At 51.2% G+C, this 18729-nt stretch carries 18 protein-coding genes; 10 read left to right on the top strand and 8 right to left on the bottom strand.

What is annotated here, in order from left to right:
- Positions 1 to 68: 68 nt before the first annotated feature.
- The 6 genes from potA to ACJHYR_RS15410 are packed head-to-tail and all read left to right on the top strand — an operon-like array spanning position 69 to position 5181.
- The gene (gene potA, locus ACJHYR_RS15435; protein ID WP_000531594.1) at positions 69 to 1205 is read left to right on the top strand and encodes a spermidine/putrescine ABC transporter ATP-binding protein PotA; all 1137 of its coding nucleotides are present in this window, start codon (positions 69 to 71) and stop codon (positions 1203 to 1205) included.
- Entirely contained in the window at positions 1189 to 2046 is an 858-nt protein-coding gene (gene potB / locus ACJHYR_RS15430) for a spermidine/putrescine ABC transporter permease PotB (protein WP_000799401.1), read from the top strand. Before potA ends, potB begins: the two co-directional genes overlap by 17 nt.
- Positions 2043 to 2837 (top strand): spermidine/putrescine ABC transporter permease PotC, encoded by a 795-nt coding sequence (gene potC, locus ACJHYR_RS15425; protein WP_000580316.1) that lies wholly within the window; start codon positions 2043 to 2045, stop codon positions 2835 to 2837. Before potB ends, potC begins: the two co-directional genes overlap by 4 nt.
- Positions 2834 to 3880: a spermidine/putrescine ABC transporter substrate-binding protein PotD gene (potD, locus tag ACJHYR_RS15420; RefSeq protein WP_000759309.1), complete on the top strand. Its 1047-nt coding sequence runs from the start codon at positions 2834 to 2836 to the stop codon at positions 3878 to 3880. The genes potC and potD overlap by 4 nt, the downstream gene beginning before the upstream one ends.
- A 57-nt stretch (positions 3881 to 3937) precedes the next feature.
- On the top strand, positions 3938 to 4399 hold the full coding sequence (locus ACJHYR_RS15415; RefSeq protein ID WP_001309411.1) for a DUF3592 domain-containing protein: 462 nt from the start codon (positions 3938 to 3940) through the stop codon (positions 4397 to 4399).
- Positions 4396 to 5181 (top strand): TPM domain-containing protein, encoded by a 786-nt coding sequence (locus ACJHYR_RS15410; protein ID WP_000720220.1) that lies wholly within the window; start codon positions 4396 to 4398, stop codon positions 5179 to 5181. The genes ACJHYR_RS15415 and ACJHYR_RS15410 overlap by 4 nt, the downstream gene beginning before the upstream one ends.
- Before the next feature lie 137 nt (positions 5182 to 5318).
- Here ACJHYR_RS15410 and cobB read toward each other — a convergent pair whose 3' ends face one another.
- The 5 genes from cobB to lolC are packed head-to-tail and all read right to left on the bottom strand — an operon-like array spanning position 5319 to position 10233.
- Positions 5319 to 6140, bottom strand: coding sequence for a Sir2 family NAD+-dependent deacetylase (cobB, locus tag ACJHYR_RS15405; RefSeq protein ID WP_000952755.1), 822 nt, complete (start codon positions 6138 to 6140; stop codon positions 5319 to 5321).
- A gap of 15 nt (positions 6141 to 6155) precedes the next feature.
- Entirely contained in the window at positions 6156 to 7067 is a 912-nt protein-coding gene (gene nagK, locus ACJHYR_RS15400) for an N-acetylglucosamine kinase (protein ID WP_000291270.1), read from the bottom strand.
- A gap of 28 nt (positions 7068 to 7095) precedes the next feature.
- Entirely contained in the window at positions 7096 to 8340 is a 1245-nt protein-coding gene (lolE, locus tag ACJHYR_RS15395) for a lipoprotein-releasing ABC transporter permease subunit LolE (protein ID WP_001251363.1), read from the bottom strand.
- Positions 8340 to 9041, bottom strand: coding sequence for a lipoprotein-releasing ABC transporter ATP-binding protein LolD (gene lolD, locus ACJHYR_RS15390; protein WP_001033695.1), 702 nt, complete (start codon positions 9039 to 9041; stop codon positions 8340 to 8342). Before lolD ends, lolE begins: the two co-directional genes overlap by 1 nt.
- The gene (lolC, locus tag ACJHYR_RS15385; protein WP_000284714.1) at positions 9034 to 10233 is read right to left on the bottom strand and encodes a lipoprotein-releasing ABC transporter permease subunit LolC; all 1200 of its coding nucleotides are present in this window, start codon (positions 10231 to 10233) and stop codon (positions 9034 to 9036) included. Before lolC ends, lolD begins: the two co-directional genes overlap by 8 nt.
- Before the next feature lie 260 nt (positions 10234 to 10493).
- Here lolC and ACJHYR_RS15380 point away from each other — a divergent pair, with 260 nt between their 5' ends.
- The 3 genes from ACJHYR_RS15380 (at position 10494) to ldtC (ending at position 16248) form a co-directional block, all read left to right on the top strand.
- Entirely contained in the window at positions 10494 to 11567 is a 1074-nt protein-coding gene (locus ACJHYR_RS15380) for an acyltransferase family protein (RefSeq protein ID WP_000810284.1), read from the top strand.
- Between the two features lie 127 nt (positions 11568 to 11694).
- Positions 11695 to 15141, top strand: a complete 3447-nt coding sequence (gene mfd, locus ACJHYR_RS15375) for a transcription-repair coupling factor (RefSeq protein ID WP_001314623.1) — start codon at positions 11695 to 11697, stop codon at positions 15139 to 15141.
- 144 nt (positions 15142 to 15285) lie between these two features.
- Positions 15286 to 16248, top strand: a complete 963-nt coding sequence (gene ldtC / locus ACJHYR_RS15370; RefSeq protein WP_001300895.1) for a L,D-transpeptidase LdtC — start codon at positions 15286 to 15288, stop codon at positions 16246 to 16248.
- 82 nt (positions 16249 to 16330) lie between these two features.
- On the opposite strand, the gene bhsA is transcribed toward ldtC, so the two are convergent.
- Complete coding sequence (gene bhsA, locus ACJHYR_RS15365; protein WP_000800153.1) at positions 16331 to 16588, bottom strand: multiple stress resistance protein BhsA; 258 nt, start codon at positions 16586 to 16588, stop codon at positions 16331 to 16333.
- Positions 16589 to 16828: 240 nt separating this feature from the next.
- On the opposite strand from bhsA, the gene comR reads away from it, so the two are divergent.
- Positions 16829 to 17461 (top strand): TetR family copper-responsive transcriptional repressor ComR, encoded by a 633-nt coding sequence (comR, locus tag ACJHYR_RS15360; protein ID WP_000179806.1) that lies wholly within the window; start codon positions 16829 to 16831, stop codon positions 17459 to 17461.
- 61 nt (positions 17462 to 17522) lie between these two features.
- Here the strand turns inward: comR and ACJHYR_RS15355 are convergent, their stop codons facing one another.
- Both ACJHYR_RS15355 and ACJHYR_RS15350 read right to left on the bottom strand, forming a co-directional pair.
- On the bottom strand, positions 17523 to 18062 hold the full coding sequence (locus ACJHYR_RS15355; RefSeq protein WP_001043459.1) for a glycine zipper 2TM domain-containing protein: 540 nt from the start codon (positions 18060 to 18062) through the stop codon (positions 17523 to 17525).
- Positions 18063 to 18239: 177 nt separating this feature from the next.
- Positions 18240 to 18729, bottom strand: a 490-nt coding sequence (locus ACJHYR_RS15350; RefSeq protein ID WP_175130375.1) for an IS3 family transposase, incomplete at its 5' end; no start/stop codon positions are given.

Raw genomic sequence — 18729 nt, 5'->3', positions numbered from 1 at the left:
CCCTCATTAAGAGTCACCAAGGTGGTTAACCACAAACCCCGCATCGGTAAGCCATCCGTTGCGTTTACATGGGACAGAGTAAAAAATTGAATAAACAACCGAGTTCGCTTTCACCGCTGGTGCAATTGGCGGGAATTCGCAAATGCTTTGATGGTAAAGAGGTCATTCCCCAGCTGGATCTGACTATCAACAATGGCGAGTTCCTCACGCTGCTTGGCCCTTCTGGCTGCGGTAAAACAACCGTTCTTCGCCTGATTGCAGGTCTGGAAACTGTTGATTCCGGACGCATCATGCTGGATAACGAGGACATCACCCACGTTCCGGCGGAAAACCGCTATGTGAACACTGTTTTCCAAAGCTACGCACTTTTCCCCCACATGACCGTGTTCGAAAATGTGGCCTTTGGGTTACGCATGCAAAAAACCCCCGCTGCTGAAATTACGCCCCGCGTGATGGAAGCCCTGCGGATGGTGCAGCTGGAAACCTTCGCTCAACGCAAACCGCATCAGCTCTCTGGTGGTCAACAGCAACGCGTCGCCATTGCCCGCGCGGTGGTTAACAAGCCTCGTCTGTTGTTGCTGGATGAGTCGCTCTCAGCGCTGGATTACAAACTGCGCAAGCAAATGCAGAACGAGCTGAAAGCGTTACAGCGTAAGCTTGGCATTACATTCGTCTTCGTGACTCACGACCAGGAAGAAGCACTCACCATGTCGGACAGGATTGTGGTGATGCGCGATGGTCGCATTGAGCAAGACGGCACGCCGCGTGAAATCTATGAAGAGCCGAAAAACCTGTTTGTTGCTGGGTTTATTGGCGAAATCAATATGTTTAACGCCACTGTCATCGAACGTCTCGACGAGCAGCGCGTACGCGCCAACGTTGAAGGCCGCGAATGTAATATCTACGTTAACTTCGCCGTTGAACCGGGGCAAAAACTGCATGTTCTGCTGCGCCCGGAAGACTTACGTGTTGAAGAGATTAACGACGACAACCACGCTGAAGGGCTGATTGGTTACGTTCGCGAGCGTAACTACAAAGGCATGACGCTGGAGTCGGTTGTTGAACTGGAAAATGGCAAGATGGTGATGGTCAGCGAATTCTTCAATGAAGACGATCCTGACTTTGACCACTCTCTCGACCAAAAAATGGCCATTAATTGGGTAGAAAGCTGGGAGGTCGTACTGGCTGATGAAGAACACAAGTAAGTTCCAGAATGTAGTGATTGTCACTATTGTCGGTTGGCTTGTGTTGTTTGTCTTTCTGCCCAACCTGATGATCATTGGCACCAGCTTTTTGACCCGCGACGACGCCAGTTTCGTCAAAATGGTCTTTACGCTGGATAACTACACGCGTCTGCTCGATCCGCTCTATTTTGAAGTGCTATTGCACTCGCTGAATATGGCGCTGATCGCCACCCTCGCCTGCCTGGTGCTGGGCTATCCTTTTGCCTGGTTTCTGGCGAAGCTGCCACACAAGGTGCGTCCGCTGCTGCTGTTTCTGCTGATTGTTCCGTTCTGGACCAACTCATTGATTCGTATCTACGGGCTGAAAATTTTCCTCAGCACCAAAGGCTATCTCAACGAGTTTTTGCTCTGGCTGGGCGTTATCGATACACCAATTCGCATCATGTTCACACCCAGTGCGGTGATTATCGGTCTGGTTTACATTCTGCTGCCGTTTATGGTGATGCCGCTGTACTCGAGTATCGAAAAACTGGATAAGCCGTTGCTGGAGGCGGCGCGCGATCTCGGTGCCAGCAAGTTGCAGACCTTTATCCGTATCATTATCCCACTGACGATGCCGGGGATTATTGCCGGATGCCTGTTGGTGATGCTGCCAGCGATGGGCCTGTTCTATGTGTCCGACCTGATGGGCGGTGCGAAAAACCTGCTGATCGGTAACGTCATCAAAGTACAGTTCCTCAATATTCGTGACTGGCCGTTTGGTGCAGCCACCAGCATTACGCTGACTATCGTAATGGGCCTGATGTTGCTGGTTTACTGGCGCGCTTCTCGTTTGCTGAATAAGAAGGTGGAACTCGAATGATCGGTCGACTGCTTCGCGGCGGTTTTATGACCGCTATCTACGCGTACCTGTATATCCCAATCATTATTTTGATTGTGAACTCCTTTAACAGCTCGCGCTTTGGCATCAACTGGCAGGGTTTTACCACTAAATGGTATAGCCTGCTGATGAACAACGACAGTCTGTTGCAGGCAGCTCAGCATTCATTGACGATGGCGGTGTTTTCAGCGACGTTTGCTACGCTTATCGGTTCACTGACTGCAGTTGCGCTGTACCGTTATCGCTTTCGCGGTAAGCCATTCGTTAGCGGAATGCTGTTTGTGGTGATGATGTCGCCAGATATTGTGATGGCGATTTCTCTGCTGGTGCTGTTTATGCTGCTGGGTATTCAGCTTGGCTTCTGGTCGCTGCTGTTCTCGCATATCACCTTCTGCCTGCCATTTGTGGTGGTAACAGTGTATTCGCGCCTGAAAGGTTTTGACGTGCGAATGCTGGAAGCGGCGAAAGATCTCGGTGCCAGCGAATTTACCATTCTGCGAAAAATCATTCTGCCACTGGCAATGCCAGCGGTAGCGGCGGGCTGGGTGTTAAGCTTTACCCTGTCGATGGACGATGTAGTAGTTTCTTCGTTCGTCACCGGACCAAGCTATGAAATTCTGCCGTTAAAAATTTATTCGATGGTCAAAGTCGGCGTATCGCCGGAAGTTAACGCGCTGGCAACCATATTACTGGTGCTGTCGCTGGTGATGGTAATTGCCAGCCAGCTTATTGCTCGTGATAAAACGAAAGGTAACACAGGGGACGTTAAATGAAAAAATGGTCACGCCACCTGCTCGCGGCGGGTGCTCTGGCACTGGGCATGAGCGCCGCTCACGCCGATGACAACAACACGCTGTATTTTTACAACTGGACCGAGTACGTGCCACCAGGACTGCTTGAACAGTTCACCAAAGAAACCGGTATTAAGGTTATCTATTCGACTTACGAGTCGAACGAAACCATGTATGCCAAGCTGAAAACGTACAAAGACGGTGCCTATGACCTGGTGGTTCCTTCAACCTATTACGTCGATAAAATGCGTAAAGAAGGGATGATCCAGAAGATCGACAAGTCGAAGTTAAGCAATTTCAGCAACCTCGATCCAGACATGCTCAATAAGCCGTTTGACCCGAATAACGACTACTCCATTCCGTATATCTGGGGTGCGACGGCGATTGGTGTTAATGGTGATGCGGTGGATCCCAAATCCGTTACCAGCTGGGCCGATCTGTGGAAGCCTGAGTACAAAGGCAGCCTGCTGCTGACCGACGATGCCCGTGAAGTGTTCCAGATGGCGCTGCGTAAGCTGGGCTACTCCGGTAACACCACCGATCCGAAAGAGATTGAAGCTGCATACAACGAGCTGAAAAAACTGATGCCAAACGTCGCGGCGTTTAACTCCGATAACCCGGCGAACCCGTATATGGAAGGCGAAGTTAACCTCGGCATGATCTGGAACGGTTCTGCTTTCGTTGCACGCCAGGCGGGTACGCCAATTGATGTGGTGTGGCCGAAAGAAGGCGGCATTTTCTGGATGGACAGCCTGGCGATCCCAGCAAATGCCAAAAACAAAGAAGGCGCGCTGAAATTGATCAACTTCCTGCTGCGCCCGGATGTGGCAAAACAGGTTGCTGAAACTATCGGTTATCCAACGCCAAACCTTGCGGCGCGTAAGCTGTTAAGTCCGGAAGTGGCGAACGATAAAACGCTCTACCCGGATGCTGAAACCATTAAAAATGGTGAATGGCAGAATGACGTTGGCGCAGCCAGCAGCATTTATGAAGAGTATTATCAGAAGCTGAAAGCAGGACGTTAATTCAGCAAGCGGGCGGTGGTATTACCGCCCGTTTTTTATTTAGCAAGGATGTGGCTAATGAGTCAGGACAGTAAAGTTTTCTTTCGTATATTCCTCGGTATCGGTCTGGTACTGATCCTCATTTCTGTTGTTATCTTTTATAACCAGTTCACCTATAGCAAAGACGCGATTCATACTGAAGGCGTCATTGTTGATACCGTCTGGCACTCCAGTCATTCTCATCGCACGGGTAAAAATGGTTCGTGGTATCCCGTCGTTGCCTTTCGACCGACGCCTGATTACACGCTAATTTTCAATTCGAGTATCGGCAGCGATTTTTATGAAGACAGCGAAGGCGATAAAGTTAATGTTTATTATTCTCCAGGGCATCCTGAAAAGGCTGAGATAAATAACCCGTGGGTTAATTTTTTTAAATGGGGGTTTATCGGCATTATGGGCGTTATTTTTATCGCCGTCGGTTTATTAATCAGTATGCCCTCCTCTAAAAAGTCACGCAGGAAACGGAAGTCCCGTCCATGAAAAAAATCATAATACTGCTCAGTTTACTGATACTGCTGCCTCTGACAGCAACCAGTAAGCCCTTAATCCCAATAATGAAGACACTTTTTACGGATGTTACAGGTACTGTACCGGATGCTGAGGAGATTGCGCGGAAAGCGGAGCTTTTTCGTCAACAAACCGGGATTGCGCCGTTTATCGTGGTTGTACCTGACGTTAATGAAGCAAGCTTCAGGCAAAATGGCAAAGCGATGCTGGCGCATGCGTCATCTTCATTGAGTGATGTAAAAGGCAGCGTCCTGTTACTTTTTACCACCCGCGAGCCACGGTTAATTATGATAACCAACGACCAGGTTGAAAGCGGTCTGGACGATAAACATCTCGGCCTTCTGGTAGAAAATCACACTCATGCTTATTTACATGCGGACCTCTGGTATCAGGGAATCAATAATGCATTGGCTGTTTTACAAGCACAGATATTAAAACAACCGACGCCGCCACTGACATATTATCCGCATCCCGGACAACAGCAGGAGAATGATCCTCCCGGCAGTACCACGATATTAGGTCTTTTTGCCTGGGCAGTTGCATTCATCGTCTTGACTACATTTTTTAACTACACAACGCGCCTTAATTATGCATTAAAGTTTGCAGTGGCGATGACTGTTGCCAATATGGGTTATCAGGCTTTATGTTTGTACATCGATAATAGCTTTGCGATTACCAGAATATCGCCGCTCTGGGCAGGGCTGATTGGTGTCTGTACGTTTATTGCCGCGTTGTTATTGACGAGTAAACGGTAAAAGAGGCAGTAAAGTGTGCGTTTATTATGCCGGATGCGGCGCGAACGCCTTATCTGGCCCACAAAACCCGCAAATTCAATTAATTGCGTCCCCTTGTAGGCCTGATAAGCGTAGCACATCAGGCAATGCTTCCTGCTTTATAAGCCCTTCAGCAACTTTTCAACAAACTCTGGCACCACCTGGCTTGCCGGGCCGTAATATTTCTCGGCAAATTCATTACCGACCTGGCTTGGTTCAAGATTCAGCTCCACGGTGTGCGCGCCATGCAGTTTCGCTTCGTGAACAAACCCAGCTGCCGGATAAACATGCCCGGAAGTACCAATGGCAATGAAAATATCGGCCATCGACAACGCCATATAAATTTCATCCATGCCGAGTGGCATTTCGCCAAACCAAACGACGTGCGGGCGCAAGGGTGCCGGGAACTGGCAACAATGGCATTTATCTTCTGGCGTAACGTCTCCGGTCCAGTCGAGAACCTGACCACTTTGCGAACAGCGAACTTTCAGCAGTTCCCCATGCATATGAATGACATTGGTATTACCTGCGCGTTCATGCAGGTTGTCGATATTCTGCGTCACCAGCAAAAAGCGATCGCCGAGGGCGTCTTGCAGTTTAGCCAGCGCAAGATGCGCGGCGTTAGGCTGAATTTCTGGCTGCTGTAGCTGTCGACGACGGGCGTTATAAAACGCTTGCACCAGTTCAGGATCGCGATCGAAACCTTCCGGCGTTGCCACATCTTCAACCCGATGTTCTTCCCACAGGCCATCTGCGGCGCGAAAGGTACGAATACCTGATTCCGCAGAAATACCTGCCCCTGTCAGTACGAGTACTCTTGGTTTTTCCATTGCTTCCGGCACCACTTTATCTCTGAAAAAAACACGCTGACGCAAACGCTCGCGCAGACGGCGTTTATTTTTACGAAAACGACTTAACCGATGACCCCGACGCGACAGCATAGCAACCTCTGTTGTTTAATCGGTTAGATGTAGGAAGGCCGCACCACGCATTCCTCCCGCATCACCGTGGCGCGCGCGTTCAATGCGCGGAACACGAGCTACAGGTAAGAGATGACGAGGCAGCCTGTCCGCCAGTTGCGTTGTGATTGCCGGGAAATTCGATAAGCCACCACCAATGACGACCAGGTCAGGGTCAACAATGGTCAGGATATTTCCCAGACAAACCGCTAATAAATCCAGATAACGCTCAACGTGCGCCCTTGCCTGCTCATCGCCTTGATCATAAAGCGCAATAATTTCGGGAGCCTGCAACGGTTGATGATAATAGTGTTGATACAGCCACGCAAAACCGCGACCAGACAGATAATTTTCAATGCAGCCATGCTGACCACAGCCGCAGCGGCGTAACGGGAAATCCAGCCCCATCATGGTTAACGCATCAACCGGCAGACGCATATGGCCAAACTCGCCGGTAATATAGCTTTTACCGGTAATTGGTTTACCGTTGAAAATCAGCCCGCCGCCAACGCCGGTGCCGAGAATCAACCCCATCACCAGTGGATATTGAGTAAATTCATCATCCCAGGCTTCTGAAAGGGCAAAACAGTTGGCATCGTTATCAAGGCGTACATCGCGATCAAGACGTGCGCTCAGGTCGGCACGCAGCGGTTTACCGCTGGCAGCGGGGACATTGGCGGCATACAGCGTACCATCTTCTGTTTCCGGCATTCCCGGAATACCGATGCCGACAGAGCCTTTACAGCCAAAACGTTGGTCAGCTTCAGCTACCAGCTCACACACTGCATCTAAAAATGCGTCATAGCTGTCACGCGGTGTCGGCACCCGCTTTTCCCACTGCAACTGCCGACCGCTATCAAACACGCCAAGCGCAATTTTTGTTCCACCAATATCAAACCCGTAATACATTGCCGCTCCTTGTTTTAATGTACTGCCTTTACTGGCCGCTAAGGACTCGCGCAGGGTCAATATTACTGGCGCGTCGCGCCGGATACCAACTTGCCAAAAGACTCAGCAACAATGCTGTGACCAGTACGTAGAAGACGTCCAGCCAGTGCAATTCCGATGGCAGGAAGTCAATAAAATAGATATCGCTGGAGAGGAACTGATGACCGATCAACTTTTCAATCCACTCAATAATCGGGGTAAGTTGCAGTGAAACAACTACGCCGATAATCACACCACACAGGCTACCGAATAGCCCTGCCAGCAATCCATACCAGACAAAGATGGCGCGAATTAAACCATCTTTCGCCCCCAGCGTTCGTAATACTGCGATATCGCCACTCTTGTCTTTCACCGCCATCACTAAGGTGGAGACGATGTTGAAACAGGCCACGCCAATCACCAGTACCATCGCCAGATACATAATGGCGCGGATCATCTGGATATCGCGATACATATAGCCGTAAGTACCAATCCAGCTTTTAATATAAACATAGCTGTTGGTCACTTCACCCGCATCGCGTACCAGCTTATTGGCGTTGAAAACATCCGTCATTTTAAGGGCAATACCTGACACGCTGGAACCCATATCAAGATATTGCTGGGCATCCGCCAGCGGGATCATGGCAAAACTGTGATCGAGTTGACCACTCAACTGCAAAATACCGGCAATGTGCAAACGCACACGTTTTGGCTGCATCAGTTTATGCTCGGGATTCGAGTTGGGGATCATAATCGACACCCAATCGCCCTGCTTCACTTTCAGCGCATCCGCCACGCCTTTGCCGATGATAATTTGCTGTTCGCCCGCTTTAAAATTGCGCCAGGCATCCCCCTGAACAAACGAGGGCAATGCGCTCAGACGCTGTTCCTGTTGCGGGTTAACGCCCTTCACCTGGATTGCGCGCAGATTCGCGCCGCTCTCCACCAGCCCGGTGAAATTGATATACGGCGCAGCGGCGGCAATGCCCGGCACTTTCTGCACGTTATCCAGGGCTTCCTGCCAGTTAGTCCACGGCTGATCTACCGCCTCAATTTCACCATGCGGCACCACCGCCAGAATACGGTTGTTCAGTTCGCGTTCAAAGCCGTTCATCGCGCTTAAGCCGACGATCAATACCGCCACGCCGAGGGCAATGCCAATGGTAGAAATGACTGAGATCAGCGACACCATGCCGCCGCGTCGCCGTCCGCGGCTAAAACGCAGGCCAATCAATAACGATAAAGGCATCGCCATTACTCCGCCCCCATCAGGCTCAGTTCCGCCGTCAGACGTCCATCACGCATTTCCAGTTGGCGGCTCATACGTTTCGCCAGTTGCAGGTCGTGAGTGACCACCAGGAAGGCGGTGCCCTGCAAGCGATTCAACTCCCCAAGCAACTGGAAGATGCTGTCGGCGTTACGCGCATCAAGGTTACCGGTAGGTTCATCCGCCAGTACCAGACGAGGGTTATTGACCAGCGCACGGGCAATCGCCACTCGCTGGCGTTCGCCACCAGAAAGTTCAGATGGGCGGTGATTCGCACGATGCTCCAGCCCCACCGCTTTTAACATTTCCAACGCTCGACTGTTGATTTCAGCGGGCTTTTTCTTGCCAATCAGCAGCGGCATAGCCACGTTTTCCAGGGCAGTAAAATCCGGCAGCAGGTGGTGAAACTGATAAATAAAGCCCAGCTTCTGGTTGCGCAGTTCTGCTTTCGCCGCCGAAGACAGTTTGCTCATCGGCTGACCGTTAAAGATCACATCGCCGGAGGTTGGCGTATCCAGCCCGCCCAGCAGGTGCAGCAAGGTGCTTTTACCGGAACCAGAGCTACCGACGATCGCCATCATTTCACCTTCGCCGACGCTGAAACTGACATTGTGCAGTACATCGGTTTGCACACTGCCTTCCTGATAGCGTTTGCACAGGTTGTCGCATTGCAACAGGATCTTATTCATAACGTAAAGCCTCAGCGGGTTGTGTGGCGGCAGCGCGCCATGAAGGGTAAAGCGTAGACAGCAGCGCGATAGCCATCGCCACCAGCGCAATAACAATGACCTGTAAAGGTTCGATAGCGACCGGCAGCGCCGCGCCATCAAGCAGGACGCCGATTATCGGCATCAGATTATTTAACTGGCTGGCAAGCAGTGCGCCAAGCGCCGCTCCAAGGATCGCACCGATAATACCGGCGCTGGCCCCTTGCACCATAAAGACCATCATGATTTGTCGCGGAGTTAAGCCTTGCGTTTGCAGGATCGCTACTTCGCCCTGCTTCTCCATCACCATCAGCCCTAGCGAGGTAATAATGTTAAACGCCGCTACGGCGACAATCAGGCTCAGCAGCAAGCCCATCATATTTTTTTCCATGCGTACGGCCTGGAACAGCTCGCCTTTACGGTCACGCCAGTCCTGCCATTTGCTGCCTTCAGGCAGTTTTTGTTGACTTAATGAGTCGACTTTCAGCGGCTCATCCAGCCACAATCGCCAGCCGGTAATATTGCCTGCCGGATAACGCATCAGACGCGAGGCATCCTCAATATTCACCAGCATTTCATAGCCATCGACTTCACTGTTGGCAGCGAAAGTGCCAATCACATTGAACAGACGCTGGCTTGGAATACGCCCCATCGGCGTGAACTGGCTGGCAGATGGCACCATCACGCGGATTTGATCACCGCGATTGACGCCCAACTGTGAGGCAAGCTGTTCACCGAGGATGACATTATATTTCCCCGGCTCGAGGTCAGTTTGTTTCACATTGACCAGATACGGCGTTAGTGGATCTTTTTGCGCCGGGTCGATACCCAGCATCACCCCGACCGCCACGCTGCGCGCGCTTTGCAGTACCACATCACCGGTAGTAATAGGTGCGACGCGATTAACGCCGTCCAGTTTGACTGCCGTTTCCGGGAGTTGCTGCGGGTTAAGAGAGCCATGCTCAGAAGAGAGAATTGCCTGTGGCATCAGGCCAAGGATGTTGTTTTGCAGCTCGCGCTCAAAGCCGTTCATCACTGACAATACTGTGACCAGCGCCATCACCCCGAGGGTAATGCCGATGGTAGAAAGCCAGGAGACGAAACGACCGAAGCGATCCGCTGCACGCCCACGCATGTAACGCAGGCCAATAAATAGAGCGACAGGTTGGTACATGAAATCCGTCTGGTTGCTGTAGCAAAGACACGAGTATATAAGCGAAAGCGGGATGGGTAAACGTCTGAACTGTAAGTGATCGTCAGGGCTAATCTGAAAAGTAGCAGCAAATCAATCGACTAAAGGGCCTCATTTTCTCATTGGCCTTGTGGCCTGATCTTTATCTGAAAAATAACCAAATACAGACAGATACGCATTACACCACGCGACTGGCCCCTCAGGATCAACAGCATGTTAAATAAAAAGAGCGTGTTGTCCTGATGAAACAAAAAGAGCTATGGATTAACCAGATCAAAGGGTTATGTATTTGTCTGGTGGTGATTTATCACTCGGTTATTACCTTTTATCCGCATCTGACCACTTTCCAGCATCAGTTATCGGAAGTCCTGAGCAAATGCTGGATCTATTTCAATCTTTACCTTGCACCCTTTCGTATGCCGGTTTTTTTCTTTATATCCGGCTATTTGATTCGCCGCTATATCGACAGCGTACCGTGGGGAAATTGTCTCGATAAACGGATCTGGAACATCTTCTGGGTGCTGGCGCTTTGGGGCGTGGTGCAGTGGCTGGCGTTAAGTGCGCTGAACCAGTGGCTGGCACCTGAGCGCGATTTAAGCAATGCCTCCAATGCCGCTTATGCCGATTCCACCGGTGAGTTCCTGCACGGGATGATCACCGCCAGCACCAGCTTGTGGTATCTGTATGCGTTAATTGTCTATTTCGTGGTATGTAAAATTTTTAGCCGTCTGGCGCTGCCACTATTCGCCTTGTTTGTACTGCTGAGTGTGGCGGTTAATTTCGTTCCCACGCCGTGGTGGGGAATGAACAGTGTGATCCGCAATTTGCCTTATTACAGCCTTGGCGCATGGTTTGGCGCAACATTAATGACCTGTGTTAAAGAGGTGCCGTTGCGCCGCCATCTGCTGATGGCTTCTTTGCTGACCGTTCTGGCGGTCGGTGCCTGGTTGTTTACTATCTCGCTGCTGTTGTCGCTGGTATCGATTGTGGTGATCATGAAGCTGTTTTATCAATACGAGCAACGTTTCGGTATGCGCTCCACCAGCCTACTGAATGTGATTGGTTCCAACACCATTGCTATCTACACCACCCATCGCATTCTGGTTGAAATATTCAGCTTAACTCTGCTTGCGCAAATGAACGCAGCACGCTGGTCGCCGCAAGTCGAACTGACACTCCTGCTGGTTTATCCCTTTGTCAGTTTGTTCATCTGTACTGTTGCGGGCTTGCTGGTAAGAAAACTTTCGCAGCGCGCATTCAGCGATCTGTTGTTCTCCCCGCCTTCTCTGCCCGCTGCCGTCAGTTACTCCCGCTAAGCCATCGCCCCAGCCGGGGCGATTCAATTTGCTAAACCATGTCGATTACGGATAATGAACAGCATTGCTTATCAGAGATATGCCCCCATATGTTGAGGCATATCCTAACGAGAATCTGACAACCGTTATGCCTGAACAATATCGTTATACGCTGCCCGTCAAAGCGGGTGAGCAGCGTCTGCTGGGCGAGTTAACCGGCGCTGCCTGCGCGACGCTGGTAGCGGAAATTGCCGAACGCCACGCCGGTCCGGTGGTACTTATTGCACCAGATATGCAAAATGCCCTGCGTTTGCATGATGAAATCAGCCAGTTCACCGATCAGATGGTAATGAATCTGGCGGACTGGGAAACCCTCCCTTACGACAGTTTTTCGCCTCATCAGGACATTATCTCCTCGCGCCTTTCCACCCTTTACCAGCTACCGACGATGCAACGTGGTGTACTGATTGTTCCGGTGAATACGCTTATGCAGCGCGTTTGCCCGCACAGTTTTCTCCACGGCCATGCGCTGGTGATGAAAAAAGGTCAGCGCCTGTCACGAGATGCATTACGAACCCAACTGGACAGCGCCGGTTATCGCCATGTTGACCAGGTGATGGAGCACGGCGAATACGCCACGCGCGGCGCGTTGCTGGATCTCTTCCCGATGGGGAGTGAGCTGCCTTATCGTCTTGATTTCTTTGATGATGAAATTGACAGTCTGCGGGTGTTTGACGTCGATAGCCAGCGCACGCTGGAGGAAGTAGAAGAGATCAATCTGCTTCCCGCGCACGAATTTCCGACCGATAAAGCGGCAATTGAACTGTTCCGCAGCCAGTGGCGTGATACCTTCGAAGTGAAGCGCGATCCAGAACATATTTACCAGCAAGTGAGTAAAGGCACATTACCTGCCGGGATCGAGTACTGGCAGCCGCTATTCTTCAGCGAACCGCTGCCGCCACTGTTCAGTTATTTCCCTGCTAATACGCTGTTGGTGAATACTGGCGATCTGGAAAACAGTGCCGAACGTTTCCAGGCTGACACGCTGGCGCGTTTTGAAAATCGCGGCGTCGATCCGATGCGTCCACTGTTGCCACCACAATCGCTCTGGCTGCGGGTAGACGAGCTCTTTTCAGAGCTGAAAAACTGGCCGCGTGTGCAGCTAAAAACTGAACATTTACCGACAAAAGCAGCGAATGCCAATTTAGGTTTCCAGAAACTGCCAGACCTGGCCGTTCAGGCACAACAAAAAGCGCCGCTGGATGCGCTGCGTAAGTTCCTCGAGACTTTCGACGGTCCGGTGGTGTTCTCGGTAGAAAGTGAAGGTCGCCGTGAAGCGCTGGGGGAACTGCTCGCACGAATTAAAATTGCTCCGCAACGCATTATGCGTCTTGATGAAGCCAGCGACCGTGGGCGTTATCTGATGATTGGCGCTGCCGAACATGGTTTTGTCGATAAGGTGCGTAACCTGGCGCTGATTTGCGAAAGCGATCTGCTCGGTGAACGTGTTGCCCGCCGTCGTCAGGATTCTCGCCGCACCATCAACCCCGATACACTGATCCGCAACCTCGCGGAGCTGCATATTGGCCAGCCGGTGGTCCATCTGGAGCACGGCGTCGGTCGCTATGCCGGAATGACCACGCTGGAAGCGGGCGGCATTACTGGCGAGTACCTGATGCTCACCTATGCCAACGACGCCAAACTGTATGTTCCGGTGTCGTCACTGCATCTGATTAGCCGTTACGCAGGTGGCGCGGAAGAAAACGCCCCGCTGCATAAACTTGGCGGCGATGCGTGGTCACGCGCGCGGCAGAAAGCGGCGGAAAAAGTGCGTGATGTGGCGGCGGAATTGCTGGATATCTACGCACAACGCGCCGCCAAAGAGGGCTTCGCGTTTAAACACGATCGTGAGCAGTATCAGTTGTTCTGCGACAGCTTCCCGTTTGAAACCACGCCGGATCAGGCGCAGGCCATTAATGCGGTACTTAGCGACATGTGTCAGCCGCTGGCAATGGATCGTCTGGTGTGCGGCGATGTTGGCTTTGGGAAAACTGAAGTCGCGATGCGCGCCGCTTTCCTGGCAGTAGATAACCACAAGCAGGTGGCGGTGCTGGTGCCTACCACCCTTCTCGCGCAGCAGCATTACGACAACTTCCGCGACCGTTTCGCCAACTGGCCAGTACGCATCGAAATGATCTCCCGTTTCCGTAGCGCCAAAGAGCAGACGCAAATCCTTGCGGAAGTGGCGGAAGGGAAAATCGATATTCTGATCGGTACGCACAAACTGCTGCAAAGTGACGTCAAGTTTAAAGATTTAGGCTTGCTGATTGTCGATGAAGAACACCGCTTCGGGGTGCGTCATAAAGAGCGCATTAAAGCGATGCGCGCGAACGTGGATATTCTGACGCTTACCGCAACGCCGATCCCACGTACGCTGAATATGGCGATGAGCGGAATGCGCGATCTGTCGATTATTGCCACGCCGCCAGCCCGTCGTCTGGCAGTTAAAACCTTTGTTCGTGAGTACGATAGTCTGGTGGTCCGGGAGGCGATCCTGCGCGAAATTCTGCGCGGGGGGCAGGTTTATTATCTTTACAATGATGTGGAAAACATCCAGAAAGCCGCCGAACGGCTGGCGGAACTGGTGCCAGAAGCGCGGATTGCCATCGGTCACGGGCAGATGCGTGAGCGCGAACTGGAACGGGTGATGAATGATTTCCATCATCAACGTTTCAACGTGCTGGTTTGTACCACCATTATCGAAACCGGGATCGACATCCCGACAGCCAACACCATTATCATTGAACGCGCGGATCACTTCGGTCTGGCGCAGCTGCACCAGTTGCGCGGTCGCGTCGGACGTTCGCATCATCAGGCATATGCATGGCTGCTGACGCCGCATCCAAAAGCGATGACTACCGATGCGCAAAAACGTCTTGAAGCGATTGCCTCGCTGGAAGATCTCGGGGCAGGTTTTGCGCTGGCAACGCACGATCTGGAGATTCGCGGCGCGGGTGAACTGCTTGGCGAAGAACAAAGTGGCTCAATGGAAACTATCGGTTTCTCGCTGTATATGGAGTTGCTGGAAAACGCCGTCGATGCGCTGAAAGCCGGACGCGAGCCGTCGCTGGAAGATCTCACCAGTCAGCAAACTGAAGTCGAGCTGCGGATGCCGTCGCTGTTGCCGGATGATTTCATTCCTGACGTGAATACGCGTTTGTCGTTCTATAAACGTATTGCCAGCGCCAAAACGGAAAACGAACTGGAAGAGATCAAAGTTGAGCTTATCGATCGCTTCGGCCTGCTGCCGGATCCGGCGCGTACCCTGCTGGATATTGCCCGTCTGCGCCAGCAAGCGCAGAAACTGGGGATCAGGAAGCTGGAAGGTAATGAGAAAGGCGGCGTGATCGAATTTGCCGAGAAGAATCACGTTAATCCGGCATGGCTGATTGGTTTGCTGCAAAAACAGCCGCAGCATTACCGCCTTGATGGTCCGACGCGCCTGAAGTTTATTCAGGATTTGAGTGAGCGGAAAACGCGTATCGAATGGGTACGCCAGTTTATGCGTGAACTGGAAGAGAACGCCATCGCTTGATGGTTAGATTGGGGGCGTTTCTGCGCCCCCATCTGCAACATTTACAAATTCTTTGCACTTCCCTGCACTATCCGACACTGTCACCATCCATAATTCAGGCTTATCTGTTTATTACAATAACCTTATATTTATTATGGATTTTTGGTGATGATCAAAACGCGTTTTTCTCGCTGGCTAACGTTTTTTACGTTCGCCGCTGCCGTGGCGCTGGCGCTACCGGCAAAAGCCAACACCTGGCCGCTGCCGCCAGCAGGCAGTCGTCTGGTTGGCGAAAACAAATTTCATGTGGTGGAAAATGACGGTGGTTCTCTGGAAGCCATCGCCAAAAAATATAACGTCGGCTTTCTCGCTCTGTTACAGGCTAACCCCGGCGTTGATCCTTACGTACCGCGCGCGGGCAGCGTGTTAACGATCCCGTTGCAAACCCTACTTCCAGATGCGCCGCGCGAAGGCATTGTGATCAATATTGCGGAGCTGCGTCTCTATTACTACCCGCCGGGTAAAAATTCGGTAACCGTGTATCCAATAGGTATTGGTCAGTTGGGTGGTGACACGCTGACACCGACAATGGTGACCACCGTTTCAGACAAACGAGCAAACCCAACCTGGACGCCAACGGCAAACATCCGCGCCCGTTATAAAGCACAGGGAATTGAGTTGCCTGCGGTAGTGCCGGCTGGACCGGATAATCCAATGGGCCATCATGCGATTCGTCTGGCGGCCTATGGCGGCGTTTATTTGCTTCATGGTACGAACGCCGATTTCGGCATTGGCATGCGGGTAAGTTCTGGCTGTATTCGTCTGCGTGATGACGATATCAAAACACTCTTTAGCCAGGTCACCCCAGGCACCAAAGTGAATATCATCAACACTCCGATAAAAGTCTCTGCCGAACCAAACGGTGCGCGTCTGGTTGAAGTACATCAGCCGCTGTCAGAGAAGATTGATGACGATCCGCAGCTGCTGCCAATTACGCTGAATAGCGCAATGCAATCATTTAAAGATGCAGCACAAACTGACGCTGAAGTGATGCAACATGTGATGGATGTCCGTTCCGGGATGCCGGTGGATGTCCGCCGTCATCAAGTGAGCCCACAAACTCTGTAAATCCTGGATAAAAAAAATCCCCGCGACACGGCATGTCGCGGGGAAAAAATCAGCAGTAGCAGGCATTAATGAGGGTTAATGCTTATTTATAAATTACTGCTGTTCCATGGAGGGTATTTGGACCGGTTACAGAAGTAATACGGAATGATTTTGCGCCCATCTCATCCGCTTTTTGCGCCAGCTGCTCTTCCAGCGATCCCAGATTTGTCCCCGCGTTAGCACTGATAGTACCGACTTTTTGTTGGCCTTCTGGCGTTGACTGAACTTCGACAGCAGCAAAGCTGGCAAATGACATGGAGCTTAAAATCGCCGCAGCGATGAGGGTTTTTACGTTTTTCATAATAGTGGCCTTATGCAGATGAATGACGTCGCAAGCAATTACTTAACGATCGATAACTAAATGATAGATGTGATCTGGATCACATACAAGATATTTTTTATAACAATCATTAATTAATTTAAAAATCTTTAAATTTCAGTTAAATAGAAAGCAATTATTTTTATGGGATCTGGACTGGTGAACGGAGGTGATTATTTTTATAATAACCTTTCATTCACAGTCACCAGGTACAACGGCATCATGGCAACTGACTCAACACAATGTGTAAAAAAAAGCCGTGGCCGCCCAAAAGTGTTCGACAGGGATGCAGCGCTTGATAAGGCCATGAAATTGTTCTGGCAACACGGTTATGAAGCGACTTCTCTTGCGGACCTCGTCGAAGCGACCGGAGCCAAAGCGCCCACGCTATACGCGGAATTTACCAACAAAGAGGGGTTATTTCGCGCCGTTCTCGACCGCTATATCGATCGTTTTGCCGCTAAGCATGAAGCACAGCTGTTTTGTGAAGAGAAAAGCGTGGAGTCTGCGCTGGCTGACTATTTTGCTGCCATCGCCAACTGCTTTACCAGCAAAGACACCCCGGCAGGCTGCTTCATGATCAACAACTGCACCACCCTCTCCCCAGATTCCGGAGATATCGGCAATACGCTGAAATCACGCCATGCGATGCAAGAGCGCACTTTGCAGCAGTTTTTATGTCAACGACAAGCGCGCGGTGAAATCCCGACCCACTGTGACGTGACGCATCTGGCTGAATTCCTTAATTGTATTATTCAGGGGATGTCGATCAGCGCACGCGAAGGTGCATCGCTGGAAAAACTGATGCAGATTGTCCGAACGACTTTGCGTTTATGGCCCGAACTGGTGAAATAAGGCGCAAAAAAAGCCCCTCAGCCTGAGCGAATGAGGGGCTAAATTGCAGAGTACAGCCTTGTTATACTTTGTTATTCAAAATCAGTTGCCCGTTGCTATCTAGCGGGATCTGCGTACCCGGATCGCGGTCCATGCGGATTTTGCCCTGCTGATCGCCAATCTTATAGGTCACATCATAACCGAGCATTTTTTCTGACTTGTCATACACCGTTTTACAACGCTGTTGCGTAGTCGTGTAAGTATCGCTTTCCTGGAGAGAGCCCTGGATCTGGTTACCGGCATAGCCACCTCCCAGCGCCCCCACAACAGTGGCGACATCTTTACCGCGACCACCGCCAAACTGATGCCCTATCACGCCGCCAGCAACAGCGCCGAGCACCGACCCGGTAATGCGATTTTCATCCTGCACCGGTCGACGATGGGTCACTGTGACGTTGCGACACTCCTGACGCGGTGTTTTAACCGTTTCCTTGATTGGGGTTGCAGAAACAACCTGAGCGTATTGCGGGCCCCGTTCAAACACGTTCAGACTGGCCACTGCCGCTACGCCCAGCGCAGCTGCGACACCAATCCCGATACCCGCCAACATTGATTTATTCACGGGAACACCTCCTTCTTTGCAGTTATGCCAATCATGCAATCGAAGGAGAAAAGCAGCTATCAGACAGAAGATGAAAAGCGCGGGAATGGCTGGAAATACTTAGGGATTCGGAGGAGTCTGAAGGAATGCCTGATGCGACGCTTAATGAACTGGACCCCAAAACCTGGACAGTTTCAGTTAACCGGCTTTTTGATACTCAGTCCGGCATTCTACCGGGCTGAGTCCCCCAAGACTGAGTTTTATTCTTTTTTGATTCCAGTAAGTTATGTATTCGTTAACGGCATTTTCCAGCTCTTCTACACTTCTGTAGTCCCGGCGATAGTAAATTTCTTCTTTCAGGTGACCAAAGAAATTCTCCATTACCGCATTATCAAGACAGTTGCCCTTGCGCGACATGCTCTGCACTAACCCTTTGTCTGCCAGGGCAGACTGATAACTTTTTATCCGGTAATGCCACCCTTGATCACTGTGGAGCAGCGGTTTTTCTCCTTCTGCAAGGCTTTCCAGCCCCTTATTTAACATGCGCTTCACCAGCTCCTCTGTAGGCCTGCAGGCAGTTTCCCACGCCACGATTTCCCCGTTAAACAAATCAAGTATCGGGGACAGGTACAGTTTTTGTCCGCCAGCCCTGAATTCGGTGATATCTGTCACCCATTTCTCACAGGGA

The organism is Escherichia sp. WS1450 (assembly GCF_046487395.1).
Lineage (GTDB): Bacteria > Pseudomonadota > Gammaproteobacteria > Enterobacterales > Enterobacteriaceae > Escherichia > Escherichia coli.
Note: the sequence above shows the minus strand (reverse complement) of the source record. Positions and strands in the feature narration are given on the sequence as shown.